This is a genomic window from uncultured Nostoc sp., assembly GCF_964245575.1.
Taxonomy (GTDB): domain Bacteria; phylum Cyanobacteriota; class Cyanobacteriia; order Cyanobacteriales; family Nostocaceae; genus Nostoc.
Genome location: NZ_CAXTNP010000023.1, coordinates 42319 through 45996, shown reverse-complemented (window position 1 = coordinate 45996; position 3678 = coordinate 42319). Strand labels below are relative to the sequence as shown.

At 42.0% G+C, this 3678-nt stretch carries 3 protein-coding genes; 1 reads left to right on the top strand and 2 read right to left on the bottom strand.

Annotated elements, in window-relative coordinates; all coding sequences use genetic code 11:
- Positions 1–544: 544 nt before the first annotated feature.
- A complete protein-coding gene (locus ACFFAP_RS06175) occupies positions 545–832 on the top strand; it encodes a hypothetical protein (protein WP_375510400.1) in 288 nt (95 codons plus the stop codon).
- 99 nt (positions 833–931) lie between these two features.
- Here the strand turns inward: ACFFAP_RS06175 and ACFFAP_RS06170 are convergent, their stop codons facing one another.
- Both ACFFAP_RS06170 and ACFFAP_RS06165 read right to left on the bottom strand, forming a co-directional pair.
- Positions 932–1309, bottom strand: coding sequence for a response regulator transcription factor (locus tag ACFFAP_RS06170; RefSeq protein ID WP_375510399.1), 378 nt, complete (start codon positions 1307–1309; stop codon positions 932–934).
- A 116-nt stretch (positions 1310–1425) separates the two neighbouring features.
- Positions 1426–3678: ATP-binding protein (locus ACFFAP_RS06165; RefSeq protein WP_375510398.1), on the bottom strand; the 2253-nt coding region annotated here is incomplete at its 5' end.

Below are 3678 nucleotides of genomic sequence, written 5' to 3'. Positions count from 1 at the left end.
AACTATTATAAATTATTGAGATTATATGTGCATAAATTCATCAATTATTTTTTCTATGAGGTAAAAATCCTGATTTTGGTGCTAGAGCCTGTGATAATGAAAGCATTAAGCTGAATTTATACTATTTTTAAGTAAGCTGATAACTTTACATTTACTGAATTATTAAAATAAGTGTTTACTGAATTACAAAAGTAGTTTAATAAAGTTAAGTTAATGAAAAAGCTAATAAAATTTGGCCTCATTAGACACGTTCGCCACGTTTAAAAGCATATACATTTGAAGTCGTAGTAATGTGGTCTAGCTTTAACAATCGCCATTTGATGTATATTATTTGATTAAAACTTCTCTAAAACTTATGTTCAAACTAAGGTGTAAATATTTAGACCATAATTGAGGACAGCGTTTTCCGCAGTATAAAGATGTGTATATAAAAATCAATTATCAGTCTATTTGATTCAAAATATTTTTTAACTACTTTTATCAGTAAATACTTCTAAGTGTATAGGAATTGGGTTTGTTCCCTATAGCCCATAAGGAAAAGATATTGTCCCAATTCGTGGTACAAAACGCCGTACCTGACTTGGAGGAGAATGTTGGAGCTACCGAAATTACCTTGACTGAACATGAGTTGAATCGACTGGAAGCAGTTGCACCTAAAAATGTGGCAGCAGGTGAGCGCTACCCCCGCATTTCTCACAAGCTTGAGGGGCAGAGGGGCAGAGGGGGAAAGAACTTGTACAAGAACTCTCCCCTGCTCCCCTGCACAAGCGCAGGATTTGAGAGATGTGGTGAGAAATCCGGGTACCCTGATATGAGTACTGCTAACCGTTGATCTATTAACGAAGTGTTAGCAGGGATAGGCAGCGTAACCAGATTTGTGCCGATTGTTCTAAGTACTGCTAAAGCAGATGAAAAGCCTTCATAACTTTTCTCACAAACCCAACACCTGTATTGATTTTTCAAGTACTTCTTTAGGGCGAAATGGTTTAGTTAAATATAAGTCTGCACCAACCTCAATTCCTTTTTGTTTATCAAATTCCTGTCCTTTAGCTGTCAAGATTACAATGTATATGTCAGCCATTTGCAGGTCGTTTTTTACAATATGGCAGACTTGCAAACCATTCATTTTCGGCATCATCACATCAAGAAAAACCAGGTTTGGTTTTTCAGTTTTGATGGTTTCGAGAGCTTCTTCTCCATTTCTAGCAGTTAGAAGTTCAACACCCTCATCTTCTAATGCTTCTAAGGCTTGTTCCATCAAAATCAAGATATTAGGTTCATCGTCAACAATTAGAATTTTTTGGGTCATAGGGATTAAGGATTGGGGATTGGGCATTGGGCATTGGGCATTGGAAATTAAAGATTGAGGATTAGAATAATTCCTTCCTAGTCCCCAGTCTCCAATCCCTACTCCCTAGCTAGCGATTACTGTTCAGACAGCATAATAAAAAATACATTTTCCAACTCCTTCTCAAAGCGTAGGGTTTTTACCAAATCGGCTTCTTGAGAAAAGATAGAATCAATGATAATCATGTCAGGTTTGGCTGACAGGGCTTTATAAATGCATTCTTGCGGATCGGAAGCTTCAATTACGCTGTATCCCTGAGTTTGCAGTACATCTGCTAGGGTTTTTAAGGCTGATGCATTTTTATCTACAACCAATACCTTTTTACTAGAAGTGCCTTGGTAAAGCAGTGAGCCAATTTCGTTGAGGAGTTTTTCTGTGTCAATGGGCTTGGTGAGATAGCGATCGATGCCAATATGGTAGCCCCGTTCTTTGTTTTCAATAATTGACAGAATAATAATCGGAATGTCTGCGGTTTGAGGATCGTTTTTGAGAACGGCTGCCACATCGAAGCCGTTGATTTGGGGCATCATCACGTCCAAGAGGATGAGATTGGGGCGGGATATTTTGATTTGATGAATTGCATCCATGCCGTCCTTTGCTTCGCGAACATTGTAGCCTTCGTTTTCCAGTTGTTGGCGGAGCAATTCCCGAATGTTAGCGTCATCATCTACAACCAAAATGGTTTTACGGTTTTGGTTCAGCACAGCATTTTTGGTGATGACGTGTTCTTTGAGTTGTTTGACTAGCGTATCCAAATTCAGATTAGCAGTATTTTTTTGATCGCTGGCGTAGGTGGGAATGATAAACGAGAATATGCTGCCTTTACCTGGTTCACTCTCAACCCAGATTCTACCGCCGTGATGATCGACGATTTGTTTACAGATGGGCAGTCCTAATCCTGTGCCTTTGGGTTTGTCGGTGAGGGTGTCGCCAACTTGGCGGAATTTCTCGAATACTTTCGGCTGGTCTTCAGGCGCAATCCCAATGCCTGTATCAATGACGCTGATGCAAACACCGTCGTTTTCTTGTTTGACGCGGCAGGTGATACAACCAGATTCGGTAAACTTAACTGCATTGGAAATCAGGTTGATTAAAACTTGCAGCAAACGGTTGCGATCGCCTACTATCTGAGGCAGTCCAGGTTCAATCTCGCACACCAGCTGCAAGCCATTGGTTTCAAATAACCCGGCGGTAGAATTGGTTGCCCAATCCAGTAATTCGCAAGGATCAATTGGCTGCATCTGCCATTCCACCTTACCTGCTTCCATCTTAGCGATGTCCAGGACATCGTTAATCAAAGACGTAAGCCGTTCTGCTTCCGAGACAATAATGTTAAGATTGTCAGCCACCCGCTTAATCGTTTTCTGAAGCTTGCGGTCTTCGGTAGAAATCATTGGGAACACATCGGTTTCCAGCTTTTCTTTAATGATCGACGCAAAACCGAGGACAGAAGTCAGTGGCGTCCGCAGCTCATGGGAAACTGTTGAGATGAAATCGGTCTTCATTTGGTCGATTTCCTTTTCTGCTGTCACATCTCGAATCAGCAGTGCTGAACCAAAGCAGGCAGAGGGTTCTGGGTCTACTGTCTTTTTGAAAATGGCAGTCGCCACTGCTTGACCAATGCGTTCTTTGGTCAGTGCAACTTCGGCAGAGAAAACCTCTTGGGGATGGGACTGAGTGCGTGCAACCAGGTCTACTAAACCAGATATCGGCAATTCTCGGTAATGACCGTTGAGGGCGGTAGCTGTCAATTCATACATGGCTAAAAAGGCAGGATTGAAGTGGGTTATTTGTCCTGCGGTGTCTGCCACTAACAAACCATCTGCTAAGTTATCTAAAATGGCATTTAATCCCTGTGCTTCTGCTAGGGTATTTTGCAGCGCAGCCGTCCGCTCTGCAACTCTGGCTTCTAGGTCTTGATTTAGTTGCCGCAGAGTGATTTCTGCTTGTTTGCGGGCAGTAATGTCAGTATTAATTTCCAGCACCGCGCAGGGCTGACCAGAGATGTCCCGTTGCAACGTCCATCGGCTCTGCACGGTAATCAGTCTGCTCTCATGAGTGAGATGTTGTACTTCTCCTTCCCAATTGCCTTGCTCTAATAACTCTGCGATAATTTCTTGTTTTGGTTTTGGAAAGGTTTTTTTAATAAATGCGTGAATGTATTGGCCTTTTACTTCCTCACGCGTCCAACCGTAGAGACTTTCGGCACCTTGATTCCAGTACAAGATTTTTTCGGTCATGTCGCGGACGATGATGGCATCGCTGGAATGATTCAACATATCTAATAAGCGTTGATTTTCAGCTTCTGCCTGCTTGCGATCGTGAATATC